This is a genomic window from Variovorax sp. RO1 (assembly GCF_002849325.1).
Lineage (GTDB): Bacteria > Pseudomonadota > Gammaproteobacteria > Burkholderiales > Burkholderiaceae_C > Variovorax.
This window is the reverse complement of sequence record NZ_PKMT01000002.1, coordinates 386,098-401,813: the sequence shown is the minus strand read 5'-3', so window position 1 is coordinate 401,813 and position 15,716 is coordinate 386,098. Positions and strand designations below refer to the sequence as shown.

General features: G+C 68.3%; 13 protein-coding genes. 5 read left to right on the top strand and 8 right to left on the bottom strand.

All coding sequences use genetic code 11. The features are described from left to right. Positions 1–65: 65 nt before the first annotated feature. Genes CY658_RS13050 through CY658_RS13035 form a run of 4 tightly spaced genes read right to left on the bottom strand, consistent with a single transcriptional unit; the run spans position 66 to position 4,986 of the window. Positions 66–1,874, bottom strand: coding sequence for a feruloyl-CoA synthase (locus CY658_RS13050; protein WP_101490623.1), 1,809 nt, complete (start codon positions 1,872–1,874; stop codon positions 66–68). Position 1,875: 1 nt separating this feature from the next. Then, complete coding sequence (locus CY658_RS13045; protein ID WP_101490622.1) at positions 1,876–2,823, bottom strand: 3-hydroxyacyl-CoA dehydrogenase NAD-binding domain-containing protein; 948 nt, start codon at positions 2,821–2,823, stop codon at positions 1,876–1,878. After that, a complete protein-coding gene (locus CY658_RS13040; RefSeq protein ID WP_101490621.1) occupies positions 2,820–4,028 on the bottom strand; it encodes an ABC transporter substrate-binding protein in 1,209 nt (402 codons plus the stop codon). Before CY658_RS13040 ends, CY658_RS13045 begins: the two co-directional genes overlap by 4 nt. A gap of 37 nt (positions 4,029–4,065) precedes the next feature. Next, positions 4,066–4,986: a 3-keto-5-aminohexanoate cleavage protein gene (locus CY658_RS13035; RefSeq protein ID WP_101490620.1), complete on the bottom strand. Its 921-nt coding sequence runs from the start codon at positions 4,984–4,986 to the stop codon at positions 4,066–4,068. Between the two features lie 164 nt (positions 4,987–5,150). On the opposite strand from CY658_RS13035, the gene CY658_RS13030 reads away from it, so the two are divergent. After that, a complete protein-coding gene (locus tag CY658_RS13030; RefSeq protein ID WP_143713682.1) occupies positions 5,151–5,531 on the top strand; it encodes a DUF1090 domain-containing protein in 381 nt (126 codons plus the stop codon). Positions 5,532–5,550: 19 nt separating this feature from the next. Then, complete coding sequence (locus CY658_RS13025; RefSeq protein WP_101490618.1) at positions 5,551–6,261, top strand: Crp/Fnr family transcriptional regulator; 711 nt, start codon at positions 5,551–5,553, stop codon at positions 6,259–6,261. A 145-nt stretch (positions 6,262–6,406) separates the two neighbouring features. On the opposite strand, the gene CY658_RS13020 is transcribed toward CY658_RS13025, so the two are convergent. Further along, entirely contained in the window at positions 6,407–8,209 is a 1,803-nt protein-coding gene (locus CY658_RS13020) for an NAD(P)/FAD-dependent oxidoreductase (RefSeq protein WP_101490617.1), read from the bottom strand. Between the two features lie 387 nt (positions 8,210–8,596). Here CY658_RS13020 and CY658_RS33005 point away from each other — a divergent pair, with 387 nt between their 5' ends. From CY658_RS33005 to CY658_RS13005, 3 genes are all read left to right on the top strand, one after another. Continuing rightward, positions 8,597–9,982 carry a hypothetical protein gene (locus CY658_RS33005; RefSeq protein WP_257884856.1) on the top strand — a complete coding sequence of 462 codons (1,386 nt, stop codon included), beginning with the start codon at positions 8,597–8,599 and terminating at the stop codon, positions 9,980–9,982. Between the two features lie 134 nt (positions 9,983–10,116). After that, on the top strand, positions 10,117–10,764 hold the full coding sequence (locus tag CY658_RS13010; RefSeq protein WP_257884855.1) for a TetR/AcrR family transcriptional regulator: 648 nt from the start codon (positions 10,117–10,119) through the stop codon (positions 10,762–10,764). Beyond that, entirely contained in the window at positions 10,761–11,975 is a 1,215-nt protein-coding gene (locus CY658_RS13005; RefSeq protein WP_101490615.1) for a glycosyltransferase, read from the top strand. The genes CY658_RS13010 and CY658_RS13005 overlap by 4 nt, the downstream gene beginning before the upstream one ends. Here CY658_RS13005 and CY658_RS13000 read toward each other — a convergent pair. The 3 genes from CY658_RS13000 to CY658_RS12990 form a co-directional block, all read right to left on the bottom strand. After that, complete coding sequence (locus CY658_RS13000) at positions 11,972–13,924, bottom strand: sigma-54-dependent Fis family transcriptional regulator (protein WP_101490614.1); 1,953 nt, start codon at positions 13,922–13,924, stop codon at positions 11,972–11,974. The genes CY658_RS13005 and CY658_RS13000 overlap by 4 nt on opposite strands. 193 nt (positions 13,925–14,117) lie before the next feature. Continuing rightward, positions 14,118–14,903: a hypothetical protein gene (locus CY658_RS12995; RefSeq protein ID WP_101490613.1), complete on the bottom strand. Its 786-nt coding sequence runs from the start codon at positions 14,901–14,903 to the stop codon at positions 14,118–14,120. Between the two features lie 110 nt (positions 14,904–15,013). Next, a complete protein-coding gene (locus CY658_RS12990; protein ID WP_101491273.1) occupies positions 15,014–15,715 on the bottom strand; it encodes an ABC transporter ATP-binding protein in 702 nt (233 codons plus the stop codon). Between the last annotated feature and the right edge of the window lies 1 nt (position 15,716).

The window sequence follows — 15,716 nt, the reverse complement described above, 5'->3', positions numbered from 1 at the left end:
GGTGCGGTGGCGGGGCGGTCCGGCCATCGTAGAAAACATTCCCGGGTTCTCCAACCCCGCCGCGCTCAGATGATGCGGATCACGTCCGTGTCGCCTTCGTCCGGTGCATGCAACCGCGCCACTTCGGTGGCGCGCCGCGTGAGCACCGCGCGCTGGTTGATGTAGCCCTTGTCGGTGATCTCGCCCGCATCGAGGCTGGGCGGTTCGGCCAGCACCAGCGCACAGGCCGGGCATTGCGACGAGCCCGCGCCTTCGTCGCGCACGGCGCGCAGCACCCCGGCGATGCGCGCGGCCAGCGCGTCGGGCGCGAGCGCCGCACCTTGCGGGCTCGCGAACACCAGCATGCCGATCGCGTCGCGGTCGTGGCCCGTGAGCACGATGTCCTGCACATGCGGCGCCAGCAGCGACACCAGCTTCACGCGCAGCGTGCCCACCGACACCCAGGTGCCGGTCGAGAGCTTGAAGTCTTCCGCCACGCGGCCGTTGAAGATCACGCCCTGCGCGGGGTCGCCGGAGTTCGCAAGAAAGCCGGCGTCGCCGATGCGGTAGTAGCCCTCGGCGTCGAAGGCTTCGGCGGTCTCGCGCGGCGCATCGCGGTAGCCGGGGAACACCGAGACGCCCTTGACGCGCATCTCCAGCTTCTCGCCGTTGGGCACGAACTTCAGTTCCAGCCCCGGCAGCGGCGCGCCGATGCAGCCGGCGCCGTCGAGCTGCCAGTGCGCGGAGGTGATCGCGGGCGAGGTCTCGGTCGCGCCCCACGAGGTCGTGAGCCACAGCGGGCGCGTGGGCCGCACACGTTGAGCCACCGCTTCGAGGCGCTGCCAGGTCGAAGGCGCGAGCGCTGCGGCCGCGTAGAAGGCGAGACGCAATCGCGAGAACACTTCGGTGGCGAGTGCGTCGTCGGCTTCGAGGAACGGCAGCAGCATGTCGAAGCCGCGCGGCACGTTGAACAGCAGCGTGGGCTTCACCTCGCGCAGGTTGCGCACGGTCTTCTCGATGAGCCCCGGCGCGGGCCGGCCTTCGTCGATGTAGAGCGCGCCGCCGTGGCACAGCACCATGTGCAGGTTGTGGTTCGCGCCGAAGGTGTGGCTCCACGGCAGCCAGTCGACCAGCACCGGCTTCTCCTGCGTGAGGAAGCGCCAAGTCTGCGCCATCATCTGCTGGTTGGCGCACAGCATACGGTGCGTGTTGATCACCACCTTGGGCTTGCCGGTGGAGCCCGAGGTCAGCAGGTACTTGGCGTGCGTGTCGGGGCCCACGGTGGCGAAGGCCTGCATGACGGCGGGTGTTTCTTTCGCCGCGAGCAATCGGTCGAACGCCATCGCGCCGGGATGCGTGTCGGCGTGGCGGCTGAACACCGTCACGGCCTCGATGCCGCAGCCTGCGAGCGATGCGCCGTACACCGTCGCGTCGGAGGCATAGACCAGCGCCGGTTGCAACGCCTGCAGCATGCCGTGCAGCCGCGACGGGTCTTTGGTCATGCGCGAGTAGGCGCTGGACAGCGAACAGGCCGTGCGGCCGATGTGCATCGTCGCGAGCATCAGCACCGCGTGGTCGATGGCGTTGTCCGAGAGGATCACGACCGGTTTGTTCGCTGGCAGGTTCAGGTCGAGCAGGCCCTGCGCCACCGCGCCGACGGCTGCACGCAGCGCGCGGTAGTCGAGCTTTCGCCAGCCTTCGCCCGTTTCATCGCGCTCGGCAAAGGCCAGCGCGTCGGGCGTTTCGCGCGCCCAGCGTTCGATCCATTCGCCGATGCAGCGTGCATACGGCTGCAACGTCGTCGGCGAGCGCAGCACGAACGAGCCGTCGTCGAGGTCGATGCGCACCGTGCGGGGCGGGGCGATCAGCGTGTCGTCGAGAAGGAAGTCGGTCATGTCAATCCAGCGTACCCGTCTCGGCCTTGGCGCGAATCAGGTTCAACAGCAGGGTGTCGCGAGCAGCCTCGAGGTCGACCGTGTGGCGCGTGCCGAGTTCTTCCGCCACGCCTTGCACCACCTGCTGCTTCAACGCGTCTGTCATCGAAGGCGCGCCCAGGTCCTTCCACCAGTCTTCGATGGGCCCGCCCAGGTGCGCGAGCAAATGCGCGATGCCGCCCGCGCCGCCCGAAAGGTGCAGGTTCATGAACGGCCCCATCACGGCCCAGCGCAGGCCGGGGCCGTGCGCGATGGCGGTGTCGATGTCGGCCACGCTCGCCACGCCTTCGTTGACGAGGTGGAACGCCTCGCGCCACAGCGCAGCCTGCAGCCGGTTCGCGATGTGGCCTTTCACCTCGCGCTTCACGTGGATCGGCCGCTTGCCGATGGCGGCATAGAACGCCATCGCGCGGACGATGACCTCGGCCGAGGTCTGTTCGCCGCCGATCACTTCGACCAGCGGAATCAGGTGCGGCGGATTGAACGGATGCCCCAGCACCACGCGTTGCGGGTGCGCGCAGCCCGACTGCACGCCGCTGATCGCCAGGCCCGACGAACTCGATGCGAGGATCGTCTCGGGTGGCGCCGCCGCGTCCATGCGGCGGAACAGGTCGATCTTGAAATCCATGCGCTCGGGGCCGTTCTCCTGCACGAAGTCGGCCACGGCCACCGCGTCTTCCAGGCTGTCGTGAAAGCGCAGGCGATCGACCGAGGCGCCCTCGGCCAGGCCGAAGCGTTCCAGCGTCGGCCAGTGCTGCGCCACGGCGGCACGCAGCCGGTCTTCGGCGCCGGGCGAGGGGTCGGTCGCGTTCACGTCGAGCCCCTGCGCGAGGAAGTACGCGGCCCAGCTCGCGCCGATCACGCCGGTGCCGACGACGGCGACGCGCTTCACGTCGTTGATGAGGGTCATGCTGATTTCCACCGCGCGCAGCGGCTCTCCGTCTTGGTGGTCCAGGCGGCTTCGCCGGGGATGTTCTCGATCACCTTGTAATAGTCCCACGGCTCCTTCGACTCGGCCGGCGTCTTCACCTGCATGAGGTGCATGTCGTGCACCATGAGGCCGTCGTCGCGCAGCCAGCCGCCCTTGACGAACATGTCGTTGAACTTCGTCTTGCGCAATTGCGCCATCACCTTGTCGGCGTCGTCGCTGCGCGCGGCCTTCACGGCCTGCAGGTACTGCAGCGTGGCCGAGTAGTCGCCGGCATGGAAGGAAGAAGGCATGCGCTTGTGCTTGTCGAAGAAGCGGCGCGCCCAGGCGCGCGATTCGGGGCTCTGGTTCCAGTACCAGCTGTCGGTGAGGTACATGCCCTGCGAGGCCTTCAGGCCCAGCGCGTGCACGTCGTTGATGGTGATGATCATGCCGGCGAGTTTCATGTTCTTGCTGAGGCCGAACTCCGCCGCCGACTTGATGGCGTTCACCGTGTCGCCGCCCGCGTTGGCCAATGCCAGCACCTGCGCCTTCGAGCTCTGCGCCTGCAGCATGAACGACGAGAAGTCGCTCGCACCCAGCGGGTGCTTCACCGAGCCCGCCACCGTGCCGCCGCTGGCCTGCACGGTCTTGGTGGCGTCGCTCTGCAGCGCGGCGCCGAAGGCGTAGTCGGCCGCCACGAAGTACCAGCTCTTGCCGCCGGCCTTGACCACCGCGCTCGCGGTGCCGCGCGCCATGGCCACCGTGTCGTAGGCGTAGTGCACGGTGTAGGGCGAGCAGTACTCGTTGGTGAGGCTCGACGCGCCCGAGCCCACCACGAAGTACGGCTTCTTCTTGTCGGCCGCCACGCCCGCCATGGCAATGGCCGCGCCCGAGTTGACGCCGCCGATCAGCATGTCGACCTTGGTCACGTCGAACCATTCGCGCGCCTTGGCGGCGGCGATGTCGGGCTTGTTCTGGTGGTCGGCCGTGACCAGCTCGATCTTCTTGCCGTCGATGGCGCCGCCCATGTCGGCGATGGCCATGCGGATCGCCTCGGCGCCAGCCGGGCCGTCGTAGTCGCGGTAGATGCCCGACATGTCGCTGATGAAGCCGATGCGGATGGTGTCGTCGGACACCTGGGCGAAGGCATTGGCCGAGAAGGCTGCGACCAGCGCGAGAGCCAGTGCGGTGCGTGAAGTGTTCATGTGTCTTGTCTCTGTTCGTTGTCGTTGTTGTCTGTCTTCAACCGAGTGCGAACTCGGGCCGCGGGCCACCCACGCGCGGCAGGCCCATGATCTGCCGCGCCTCGGCCGGCGTCGCCACGTCCATGTCGAGCTCACGGATCACGCGCACGATGCGCTCGGTGAGCTGCACGTTGGTGGCCAGCTCGCCGTGGCGGAAGTAGAGGTTGTCTTCCAGGCCCACGCGCGCATGTCCGCCCAGCAGCAGCGCCGCCACATTGGCCTCGAGCTGCGACATGCCGATGCCGCTCACGCCGAAGATGGCGCCCTGGGGCAGCGTGTCGACCATCATCTGCAGGTTGCGCGGCGAGTAGGGCATCGCGTTCTGGAAGTTGCGGTGCACGTTCATCACCAGGTTGATGAAGTAGGGCGCGTCGTCATGGCCTTCCTCGATCAGCGTGGTCGTGTCCTGCAGGATGTGCGTGGGGCTGAACACCTCCCACTCGGGCTTGATGCCGCGCGCTTTCATGCCGGCCGCCAGCTCGCGCCCGCGCGTGATCGGCGTGTCCATGAGGATCTGCTTGCCTTCGAAGCTCAGGTTGAGCGTGGTGGCGTCGAGCGTGCACATCTCGGCGCCGGCGTCCATGCCCTTGATGCGCTCTTCCCAGGCAATCTCCCAACGGTCGCCCGCCAGGGGCTTCACCATGTCGCCGTGCACGCCGCCGCCAGTGGAGTTGTTGAGCACGATGTCGCAGCCGGCCGCGCGGATGCGGCTGTTGATGTCGCGGTACACCGCGGCATTGCAGGTGGCGCCGTCGTCGGGGCGGCGCGCGTGGATGGCCGCCACGCTGGCGCCGGCGTTCCAGCAGCGCAGCACGTCGGCGGCGATCTCGGCGGGCTGGGTCGGGAGGTGGGGGTTCTGCGACTTGTGCGCCATGCCGCCGGTGGGGGCGATGGTCACGATCACTTTGCGCTTCGACATGCTCGGGGCTCCTGGGGTCGGTCTGTCAGTCGTTCATGGGGGCGCGCCATTATTTTTTGTGATGCGTTTGTACTCAGTCATCGCGACGACATTCCGGGGCAGGGTTTACGCGGCGCAGGCGCTAAAGTCGTCGTCGCGCCATCGCGCACCAAGGAGCACCCTCTATGAAATTAATGCCCTTCCTGCTGGCCACCGCGGCCGCGTTCACCACCCTCGGCGCCGCCGCGCAACCCGCCGGCCCTGCCACCTGCGACGCCAAGCGCGAAGCCATCGGCCGCGACATCGAGATGGCCAAGTCCAAGGGCCAGAAGCAGCGTGTGCGCGGGCTCGAAACGGCGCTGGCCGAGGTGAACCGCAACTGCACCGACGCCAAGCTGGCGGCCGAGCACCAGCGGCGCATCCGCAGCCAGGAGCGCAAGGTGGCCGAGCGCGAGCGCGACCTGCGCGAAGCCCAGCAGAAGGGACGCGCCAGCAAGATCGCCGACCGCGAGAAGAAACTGCACGAGGCGCAGGCCGAGCTGCAGCACCTCAAGGCCGCGCAGTAAACAAGCAAAAAAAGACAGCATGCCCCCGACCAAGCCGGCGATCCCCGCAGCCTCTTTGACCATTGCCCAGCTGCTGCAAGGCTCGGCCTGGTTCCCGCTGCTCGACGTGGGCGCGGGCGAGCGCGTGCTCGACGAGATGCGCGAGGTCGAGGTGGCGGCCGGCGCCGCGCTGTGCCGGCGCGGTGACACGCCGCTGCACTGGTACGGCACGCTCGAAGGGCTGCTCAAGTGGTCGATCACCTCCAGCGACGGCCGCTCGGTCACGCTGGGCGGGCTGTCGGTGGGCAGCTGGTTCGGTGAAGGCACGCTGCTGCGCGCCGTGCCGCGCTCGGCCGACATCATCGCGCTGCGGCCCAGCCGCGTGGCGCAGCTGCCGCTGGAAACCTTTGAGTGGCTGCACCGCACGCAGCGCGGCTTCGATCACTTTCTGCTGCAGCAGATCAACGAGCGGCTGCACTGGTTCATGGGCAGCTACGCCGCGCACCGCCTGCTCGACGCCGACAGCCAGGTGGCGCGCGCACTGGCCGGCCTGTTCCACCCGTGGCTGCATCCGGGCAGCGAGTCGCATCTGCAGACCTCGCAGGAAGAGATCGCGAACCTGTCGGGCGTGTCGCGGCAGCGGTGCAACGCGGCGTTGAACCGGTTGAAGGAAGCGGGGTTTTTGCACATCGAGTACGGCGGGATCACCGTGACCGACCTCGAAGGGCTGCGGCGCTTCATCCAGGAATGAAGGATTGACTCCCTCTCCCTTGGGGGAGAGGGCGGGGGTGAGGGAGGCGGCCTTGGGCCAAGCGCCGCGCCTCGTCAATCGCACCTGCCCTCACCCTAACCCTCTCCCGCAAGCGGGAGAGGGGACAACACAAGACGATCCCCGCTCAGCGCTTGTGGTGCGATGCCGCCAGCTCGTACACCGGCGTGTCGATCCCTTCCATGCGCGCCTTCAGCTGCAGCGCCAGGAACTGCGAGTAGTGGCGCGACTGGTGCAGGTTGCCGCCGTGGAACCACAGGTTGTCGACCTGCGTCGGCTTCCACATGTTGCGCAGTTCGCCTTCCCACGGGCCCGGGTCTTTCGGCGTGTCGGAGCCCAGGCCCCAGCACTTGCCGACCTTGTCGGCGATCTCGGGCGAGATCAGGTCGGCGAGCCAGCCGTTCATCGAGCCGTAGCCCGTGGCGTACACCAGCAGGTCGGCCGGCAGTTCGGTGCCGTCGGTGAGCGTGACCGAGCGCGCGTTCACGCGCTCGATGTTCACGCCGCTCTTCAGGTGGATGCTGCCGTTGGCCACCAGCTCCGAGGCGCCCACGTCGATGTAGTAGCCCGAGCCGCGCCGCAGGTACTTCATGAACAGGCCCGAGCCGTCCACGCCGAAGTCGAGCAGGAAGCCTGCCTTCTCGAGGCGCGCGTACAGGTCGGCGTCGCGCTTCTTCATCTCCTCGTACACCGGGATGTGGAAGGTGTGCATGATCTTGTAGGGCACCGAGGCGAAGATGAGGTCGCCCTTGTGGTGGTCGATGCCGCTCTTCACCGCCTGCTCGGAATACAGGCCGCCCAGCGCCAGCTCCATGAGCGACTGCGAGGGCGCGATGTGCGTGGACGAGCGCTGCACCATCGTCACGTCGGCGCCGTGCTCCCACAGCGCCGCGCAGATGTCGTGCGCCGAGTTGTTCGAGCCCAGCACCACGCACTTCTTGCCCGCATAGGCCTCGGGCCCGGGGTGCTGGCTGGAGTGGTGCTGGTCGCCCAGGAAGTTCTCGGCGCCCGCCACCTTCGGCACGTTCGGGTAGCCCGACACGCCGAGCGCAAACACCAGCTGCTTCGGGCGCAGCGTCACGGGCTTGCCTTCGCGCTCCACCTGCACCCCCCAGCGCTGCGTGGCTTCATCGAAGCGCGCCTTGGTCGCGTTCGTGGAACTCCAGTAGTTGAGCTCCATGATCTTCGTGTACATCTCGAGCCAGTCGCCGATCTTGTCCTTGGGCGCGAACACCGGCCAGTCGTCGGGGAAGGGCATGTAGGGCAGGTGGTCGTACCAGACCGGGTCGTGCAGGCACAGCGACTTGTAGCGCTTGCGCCAGGAATCGCCGGCCTTGGCGTTGCGCTCCACGATGATCGTCGGCACGCCCAGCCGACGCAGCCGCGCCCCCAGCGCGATGCCGCCCTGGCCGCCGCCGATGATCACCACCTCGGGCTGCTCGGTGTAGCCCAGCGCGGCCTCTTCGTCGCGGCGCTTCTCGAGCCAGTTCTTGCGGCCCTTGTGCACGCCGTGCTCCGCGCCCTTGATGCGGTTGTCGCCGGTCTTTTCCTCGAAGCCCTTCAGCTCGGTCATGGTGGTGAGCAGCGTCCAGGCCTTGCCGTTGCGCAAGCGAAGGTGGCCGCGCCCGCGCGCCACGCGCGTCTCGAAGCTGAACCACGCATCGACCACGCCCTCGGCCTCGGTCGCCTCGCCTTCGAGCGCAAAGGCCGTGGGCTGCGTGTCGGCCAGGCGCGCCTGCAGCATCGCGCGGATGGCGCCGGGGCCTTCCTGCGTGCGCAGGTTCCAGGTGAAGGCGACGAGGTCGCGCCAGTAGCTGTCGGCCTCGAACAGCGAAACGGCCGCGTCGATGTCGCCGCGTGCGAGCGCGGCGGCGAAGTCGGCCAGCCATTGGGCGGCGGCCTGGGTGGGGCCGGTGGTCGGGTCTGTCATTGCATGTCTCCGTTGTGTCGTTGAACGAATCGAATCGCGGCGCGGCAAGGCGCACGCAGGGTTCGTGGCGCAGCTTTCGTGCCGTGCGGAGGGTGACGAGGAATCAAGGGGTTGGCGGTGGTTTTGTCGCAGGCGGCGGGCGTGTCGCATGCGCCGTGCGACGGGCATGCGACGTGGTTGCGACGGGCCGGCGAGCCCACTGAACAGAGGAAGAAAACTTTTGAATTAACTTTTCTGCGGCCGCATCCGCTGCGCCGCAAAAGCTGTGGCGCAGCGGCCACTTCGGCGTGAACTTTTGGTTATGAATCCAAAGCTTTCGTTACATTCGTGAAGCCTTTCGGCGCCGCCGGGAGCGCACAAAAAATCCATACAAAGGACGAGGGACACATGAGGGCAAACATCAGAACCGCGCTCGCCGCGGCAGTGGTCTTGGGACTGGCCGGATGCGGCGGTGGAGGAGGGGGTGGTGGCGGTGGCGGCGGGCTGCCGATCGGTTTCGTTCCGACGCCCGCACCCACGCCGCCCCCAGCGGCAGAGCTGAAGCTCACCGTCGAAATCGCAGGCAGCGTGGCCACCCCCGACGGCGCGGGCACGTACACCGTGCGGCCGGGCCAGGAGGTGGTGGTCAAGTCGAGCGACAGCGTCGCCTGGGCCGCGAGCGGTGGCGGCGGCACGGCCACCCTCACCAACGACGTCGACACCGGCGCCACACAGTGGGTCTCGCGCTTCGCGAACAGCAGCAAGACGGACGCCGCCAGCTACAAACTCGAAGCCTCCGCCTCGGAAGGTCGCACGAAGCAGGTGAACTTCGCGGTCCAGACCGGCAGCTACGACAACGGCGACTACATGGTGTTCGCCGCCAACGGCTCGCGCCAGAAGCTGCACATCGACTTCGATGCGAAGACCTACGACGTGACCGACGCGGCAGGCGACAAGACCTCGGGCACCGTCAGTGCGAACGGCACCACGGGCTGGGTCTTTTCCAACAGCCGCGTTCCCGGCATTCCCAACAACGCGACCTTCCTGACGCTGAAGGACAGCTTCGCCGGCGGGTTCCCGTTCGCCGTGCCCTTCTCGTCGCCGGTGACCTACAAGAACGCGCCGTTCATCGCAACGCGCGCCTTCGTCACCACGCAGGCCAAGCTGGACGGCACGTACGACCGCGCGCGCGTCGACTACACGAGCGCAGACCGCGAATCCGCGATCGCACAAATCCGGATTTCCGATGGCGGCACGGTAATGAAGCAGTGCGTCGACCAGAAGATCTATCGCATCGAGAACTGCCCGAGCAGCAGTGTGGCGACCTCGGCGGTCGCGGCCGACACGGAAGCCGGTCTGTGGACGCTGAAGGACGCCAGTGGCGCGGTCATCGGCAAGTTCGGCATCGCCGTGGTGGAAGGCGACAAGATCTACCTGAGCGCCGGCACGTCGACAGCCCTGGCCAATCAGGTGATGGCCATCGGTGTCCCGGCCGTGGCGACCTATGCGGACTTCAACGCTTCCGGTTGGGCCACGGACGGGGACATCAACCTCTCGGCCGTGTCGCCCGGGCTGTATTCGCTGTCGGCGCCCGCTGGTCCGGTGATCACCAAGTCGCTGGCGCTGACCGCGTTGAGCAGCGACGCCCCTGTCGGCATGCGGGATGCCATCGATGGTGCGGCTGCATCGGATCAGTACTTCGCCATGCGCTCGAGCAAGCTCGACGTTCTGATCGGCAAGCGGGGTCCTTCGTCGCCGACGCGCGGCTACCTGCACATTGGCGTGATCCAGTAACACCACGCTGACCCCAGAAGCCCGCGCGCCGTGACCGGCGTCGCGGGCTTTTTCATGCGCGACGCGACGGCGATGCATGGAATATTGAACGACGTATAAAATTGCACGACGTTCAAATTCAAGGGACTTGCACCGTGACAGAACCCGATCCCCCAGGCCGTCGCGAGCGCCGCCGCACCCAGACGCTCGACCACGTGGCGTCCACCGCCATGCGCCTGTTCGAAGCCCAGGGCTACGACGCGACGACGATGGAGCAGATCGCGCTGCAGTCCGACGTGGCCAAGGGCACGCTCTACAACCACTTCCCGACCAAAGAAGCGATCCTGGCGCACTGGGTGCACCTCGAACTCGTGGTCGATGCGCAGCGCCTGCATGCGTCGATTGACCCGAAGGCCGGTTTCACGGCGCAGCTCACCGGCCTGCTCGATGCCTCGGCCGAATGGTCCGAGCGCTACCGGGCCTACCTGCTCGACTACTTCCGCTTTCGTTTTCTCAACATCGAGAGCGAACTCGGCGGCGGTGGCGACCGCGGCACGCCGCGCGACCTGTCGGGGCTGTTCGAGGCGCTGATTGCCGCCGCCCAGCAGGCCGGCACATTGCGCACCGACGTCTCGGCCGCGCACCTCGCAAGCCTGCTGCACCACCTGTACTTCGGCGCGCTGATGCGCTGGCTCACGCTGCCCGGCCTCGTGCTGCGCGACGAGTTCGCCGTGGTCGTCGACCTCTTCGTCGGCGGCGCACGCGCAGCCCCCAAACCCTCTGCAAGGAGGCGCGCCTCATGAAACTCGCCGTGCTCACCTACGGCACCGAGGGCGACGCGCGCCCGCTCGCCGCGCTGTGCCGCGCACTGGACGACGCGGGCCATGCGTCGGTGCTGCTGGCGGACGCGACCACGCTCGGCGCGGCCGAACGGCTCGGCGTGCGCTCGCAGCCACTGGCCGGCGACATCCGGCAGGCGCTCGGCGGCGTCATCGCGCAGGGCGACAAGCCGGCCGCGGCCGCGAAGGCGCTCGCGGACATCGCCAATGCCAACGCCACGCCCTGGCTGCGCCAGACCGTCGAGACCGCGCAGGGCTGCGACGCGATCGTCTGCGCGGGGCTCGCGGCCTTCGTGGGCCTGTCGGCGGCCGAGGCGCTGGGCGTGCCCGCCATCGGCGCGGGCATGTTCCCGCTCACGCCGACGGCCGCGTTCGCCTCGCCCTTTTTGCCGCCCGCGCGCGTGCCGCGCTTCCTGAACCGCGCGAGCCACCACCTCGTCAACGGGCTGCTCTGGCGTGCCTTCCGGCCGGCCGTGAATGCCGCGCGCGCCGAGGTCTGCGGCCTGCCGCCGCGGCGGCGCCTGTGGACCACGCACCCCGTGCTCTACGGCTATTCGCCGAGCCTGCTGCCGCGCCCCGCCGACTGGCCTGCCAACGCCGCCGTGTGCGGCCAGTGGCTCGCGCCCGCGCCCGACTGGCAGCCGCCAGCGTCGCTGCGCGACTTTCTCGCGGCCGGCGAGGCACCCGTCTACATCGGCTTCGGCAGCATGACGGGCTTCGACAAGGCGCGGCTGCTCGCGGCCCTCGTCGACGGCGTGGCCGGCCGGCGTGCGGTGCTGCACCCCGGATGGAGCGGTCTCGATGTGCGGCAGCTGCCGCCGAACTTCCACGCCATCGGCGACACCCCGCACGACTGGCTGTTTCCGCAGATGGCGCTGGTGGTGCACCACGGCGGCTCGGGCACCAGCCACTCGGCCGCGCGCGCGGGCGTGCCCTCGGTGGTCGTGCCCTTCGCGGGCGACCAGGCGTTCTGGGCGCACCACCTCGCGCAGGCGGGCGTGGCACCGCCCGCGGTGGCGGGTGCCCGGTTCGGCGCCGATGACCTGGCGCGCGGCATCGCGTTCGCGCACGACCCGCAGGTGCGCGCGCGGGCCCGGGCGATGGGCGAACGCATGCGCGCGGAAGACGGCCTGGGCATGGCCGTACGCACCATCGAGCAGATCCTGAGGCGTTAGCCGCGCTGCGGCGCCACGATGCCGAAGCGCTTCATGTGGCGGTACGCCGTGGCGCGGCTGATGCCGAGCGCCTGCGCGGCCCGCGCCACATGCCAGCGGTGCCGCTGCAGTGCGTCGAGCAGGCGCGTGGCGTCAGCGGCGCTGTCTTCATCGTCGACCGGCGCGGGTGCGGCGTCGCGGTGGTCGAGCGACGGACGATGCGGCGCCAGGCGCAGCTCCTCGGGCGTGATGTTCGCACCCGTGCAGAGCGCCAGCGCCAACCGCAGCACATTGCGCAACTCGCGCAGATTGCCCGGCCAGTCATGCGCCATCAGCCGCAGCATCGCGGCCTCCGACAGCCGCGCGGTCGAGCCCATCGCCGCCGCTTCTTCGTGGAACATCGCTTCGATCAAGTAGCGCCGGTCGCGCCGCGCGCGCAGCGGCGGCAGCTTCAGCACCGCGCCGCACAGGCGGTAGTACAGGTCCTCGCGAAAGCGCCCGGCCGCGACCAGCGCCGACAGGTCGCGGTGCGTGGCCGCCACCACCGCAAGGTCCACGCGCTGCGGCGACTCGGCGCCCAGCGGCAGCACCTCGCCTTCGGACAGCACGCGCAACAGCCGCGTCTGCAGCGCCATCGGCATGTCGCCGATCTCGTCGAGAAACAGCGTGCCGCGGTCGGCCTGCGCGATCAGCCCCTTCATGCCCTTGGCGCGGCCGCCCGTGAAGCTGCCGGGCGTGTAGCCGAAGAGCTCGCTCTCGATCAGCGAATCGGGAATGGCCGCGCAGTTCACCGCCACGAAGGGCAGGGCCGCGCGGCGGCTTGCACCGTGCAGTGCGCGCGCCAGCACCTCCTTGCCGCTGCCGGTCTCTCCTTCGACCAGCACATGGATGCCGCGGTCCACCAGGCGGCGCGCCTGCGCGATCAGCTGCTGCATCGCGGGGTCTTCGTCGCCCGCGATGCGTTCGAGCGGCGGCAGGCGGTCCGAAGGTTGGGGCGCCGGCGAGGCGGGCGTCGTGGCCGGCGAGCGCCGCAGGCGCGGCGCGATCAGTGAGGCGTGGTATTCGCCGCCGCCGGGCAGCAGCACCGTGTGCGCGAACGGCAGGGCCGATGCACCGCCGTTGCCCAGGCGCCAGACCGCATCCATCGGCAGGTGCAGCAGCTCCGACACCGCACCGCCCAGCAGGGGGTGCTGCAGCCCCGAGAAAACCTCGCGCGCACCGCCGTTGGCGCCCACCACCGTGCCGCCATCGTCGAAGGCCAGCATCACCTCGCCCGCCACGTCGACCAGCCCGAAGGCACTGCCCAGCCGCAGGATCCAGTGGCCGCGAAAGTGCCGCAGAAAGTCGGCGTCCTCGATCATTCGCGCGTACATCGACACCAGGTGCCGCACCAGGTGCTGGCTCTCGCGCGCCTCGGGTGAGCGCAGCGCCGACACGTCGAGGATGGCCGTGAGCTTGCCGCTGTGGTCGAACAGCGGCGCGGTCGTGCAGGTGAGCGCGATGTGCGTGGCGTCGAAGTGCTCGGTCTGGTGGCAGGTCATCGGCTGCCGCTCGATCAGGCAGGTGCCCACGCCGCAGGTGCCGGCGTGCGCTTCGTTCCAGTCGGCGCCCAGGTACAGGCCCGCGCGGCGCAGCTGGTCGTCCCAGGCCGGGTTGCCGATGTAGTCGACCGTGATGCCCTCGGCATCGGTCAGCAGCACCATGTAGCCCAGCTCGGCCACGCGGCGGTAGATGTCTTCCATGCCCGCGCGCGCCGCGCGCAAGAAGTGCTCGAGCTGCTGCTGGTGCACGCGCACCTCCTGGGCCGGCAGGATGCGCGCGGGCGTCGGCCGCGACGGATCGAGCCCATGGTCGCGCACGCAGCGCGCCCACGACTTGTGCACCAGGCTCGCCGCCGGATCGGCCAGCAGCGCCGTGCCGGTGGCGATCGAATAGACGTTGTCGATGTGGCGCGATTGCAGGGACGTCATGCGCAGCCTCGTGCGTGGGTGGGCGCGGCTCGGGGAGAGGCTGCGCAGCCGGACATGATTCGGCTGTCGCACTGTCGCAGGAGAGAGGTGAAACCCGGTAGTGAGGGGAGGGTGCCTCAAAACTGCCCACCGAGCCGTGTTTGCAAAGGCTTACGACAGGACCGGAAGTACTGAGAAAGCCCAATTTATCGAATTACCGCTTCTTGGGTGGTTGCTTCCCGTGAACGACAGCCGCAAAGATGACGCCGGGAAAGACCTTGTATTCGTTTCCGTTGTCGCCCCATCCCCCACTGGTTTGCATCTCGAGAGGCGGTTCATAGTGCGCCAGAAAATCCGGCTTGATGCTCTGCCTGACGCGTTCCAAGACAGAAGGCATCTGCTCGGCTGCTTCCGCACGCGCTGTCTCGGGGAGCTTTTTCGAAGAGACTTTTCTGCTCACCCGCACCACGAGGAGACCGACCGACGTCGGATGCGGATACGAAACTCGGTCGGTGCACAAGTGTGTCAGCGCCTCTGCCGACTGCTGCTGCACGCTCTTCCAGCGTGCTGCGAGCCCGCGCCTGACGGCGACATCTCCCAAGGAGGAAATCGAGATCTGCTTGAGCTCCAGCGCGAGGCTCCGTTTGCCGTAGGTCGCGAAGAAATCCACACGCCCATTGCGGTCTGCGCCCACCTTGCCACGCTTGCCGAGCGCGCCGGGGCGAAGGATTGCGTACTCCGGGCGCGATACAGGACAGACGGACGACAGCGCGTTGGCGAAGAGCCCCGAAACCTGTCGTTCGTTTGCGAGCAGCGGAGGCCAGCAAAGGGCCTCAGGCTGGTTGACGCCGGCCACTGAATTGATCAGGTGTTCATTGAGGAAGTAGCGGTAGTTGCCCGCTATCACTTCCACGACCAGTTGTTCCAAGAACGTCTGGATGTTTCCGTAGGCCGGATCGGTTGCCCGAATGAGATCGACCTGCCTGATGATCTTGAGCATTGATTTGTCCTCCCTGTTGTAAGTCGAGCCACTCTACGCAGCCCGACATCGTGTGACCAGCGTCGCCCCTTGGCGCACTCCGTCACGGTGACAAATACAACACGAAAACCTCACACGCCCAGCAGCTCCTCCAGCACCTTCGGCTCCGCCAGCAAATCGGCCGACGCCCCATGCCGCACGATCTGCCCTTTCTCCATCACCACCGCCAGGTCCGTGTGCGCGAGCACCTTGCGGTAGTCGCGGTCGACGATCAGCGTGGCGATGCCAGTGCTGCGGATCTCGCTGATCACGCGCCAGATCTCGGCCACGATCAGCGGGGCGAGGCCTTCGGTGGCCTCGTCGAGGATCAAGAGGCGCGGGTTGGTCATGAGCGCGCGGCCGATCGACAGCATCTGCTGCTCGCCGCCCGACAGCTGCTGGCCACCATGCGAGAGCCGTTCCGACAGGCGCGGAAAGGTGGCCATCACGCGGTCGAAGGTCCAGGCGCGCTGGCCGTCGACGCCGGCGCGTTCGCTCATCACGAGGTTCTCGCGCACCGACAGGTTCGGAAAGATGCCGCGGCCCTCGGGCACGTAGCCGACGCCCAGTCGCGCCATCTTCTCGGGCGGCAGGCCGGTGACGGTGCGGCCGTCGACCTGCACTTCGCCTGACGCCGGTCGCACGTAGCCCATGACCGTGCGGATGAGCGTGGTCTTGCCCATGCCGTTGCGCCCGAGCAGACCGACCGAGGTCGCCGCCGGAATGCCGGCGTGCACGCCGCGCAGGATGTGGCTGTTGCCGTAGTAAGTGTTGAGGTCGCGAACGATCAGCATT